Source organism: Rhizobium sp. 01T437 (assembly GCF_056398505.1).
Genome location: NZ_JBFTPM010000059.1, coordinates 1 through 1,470 on the forward strand (window position 1 = coordinate 1; position 1,470 = coordinate 1,470).

Consider the following 1,470-nt stretch of genomic DNA (forward strand, 5'->3'; position numbering starts at 1 on the left):
CGGCTTCTTGCGCGTCGGTCTCAGGCCGACAAAAATCTTTGAATCAGACGTCATCGCGCCTTATACGACCCTGCTGCTGGACACGACAAGATTGCTCGATGCAGACGCAGATTCTTTGACTATCGTCCGAGTGGGGCAGCACCCAAAACTACCGCGGACCTAGAGTTCTATCCTTCGGGCGTGACCTATCACGAATCTAGTGGTGCCTGGCAGGGAAGACCACCGCCTCGCCTGACGATATCATCGATATCGCAAGATCGCTCGTGCGGCCGGGCAGGTGATGAGGGAAGGGGGCCGACCATCGATCTCGAGAATTGCGACTGGTGGCGAAATCGGCCCGCAAGCGGAACACGTGAGCGCGGGGGAGTCGGTCCCGCGTCTGCTCACGCTGACGCTCCTGCGGCTGCGCTTCCTCACGCCCCCGCGTTACGCGAATTCCCGCTTTCCCGCGCGGCGCTTCTCTAGTCGGCGGGCTGACGTCAACCGCCTTCGCAATTTTTCTAACTTTCGCGACAAAATCGCCAGCGCTGAATTTTTAGGGGAAATTCTGTCGCAAAACTCGCTTGCAAAAGCCAAAGTTTCGCGACTGATATTTGCGACAATTCAGAGGGCGAATAGTCCGAGGGCAGCCTTCACCCCTTCAAGCGTCCGCTCCGTAAGCGCGCGCGCCTTCCGAGTTCCTTCCTTCAGCACGTTCTGCGGTGCGAACGAAATAGACCAAGGAGCTTACTCCTCCTCGATGCCGAGCTTAGCCTTGACGAGGGCCTGCACAGCCTGCGGATTGGCCTTGCCGCCGGTCGCCTTCATGACCTGGCCGACGAACCAGCCGGCAAGCGTCGGCTTGGCCTTGACCTTGGCGACCTGATCCGGATTGGCGGCGATGATCTCATCGACGGCCTTCTCGATCGCACCGGTATCCGTCACCTGCTTCAGGCCGCGGCTTTCGACGATCTCGGCCGGATCGCCGCCTTCGGTGAGCACAATCTCGAACAGGTCCTTGGCGATCTTGCCGGAAATCGTCTCGGCCTTGATGAGGTCGATGATGCTGCCGAGCTGGTCGGGCGAAACCGGAGTCTCCTCAATGTCTCTGCCGGTTCTGTTCAAGGCGCCCAGCAAGTCGTTGATCACCCAGTTGGCCGCTGCCTTGCCGTCGCGGCCTTCGGCAACGGCTTCGAAATAATCGGCGATCGACTTTTCGGACACAAGCACGGAGGCATCGTAGATCGACAGGCCGAGTTCGCGCACAAAACGGGCCTTCTTGTCGTCGGGGAGCTCGGGCAGGTCCTTTGCCAGCTCGGCGACGAACGCATCGTCGAATTCGAGCGGCAGCAGATCCGGATCGGGGAAATAGCGATAGTCATGCGCATCCTCCTTGGTGCGCATGGACCGCGTCTCGCCCTTGTTCGGGTCGAAGAGACGGGTTTCCTGATCGATGGTGCCGCCATCCTCCAGGATACCGATCTGGCGGCG

Annotated in this window: 1 protein-coding gene; it reads right to left on the minus strand. The window is 60.1% G+C overall.

What is annotated here, in order from left to right; all coding sequences use genetic code 11:
• Nucleotides 1-726 precede the first annotated feature (726 nt).
• Nucleotides 727-1,470, minus strand: a 744-nt coding sequence (locus tag AC1DM5_RS36460; RefSeq protein WP_477976930.1) for an Asp-tRNA(Asn)/Glu-tRNA(Gln) amidotransferase subunit GatB, incomplete at its 5' end; no start/stop codon positions are given.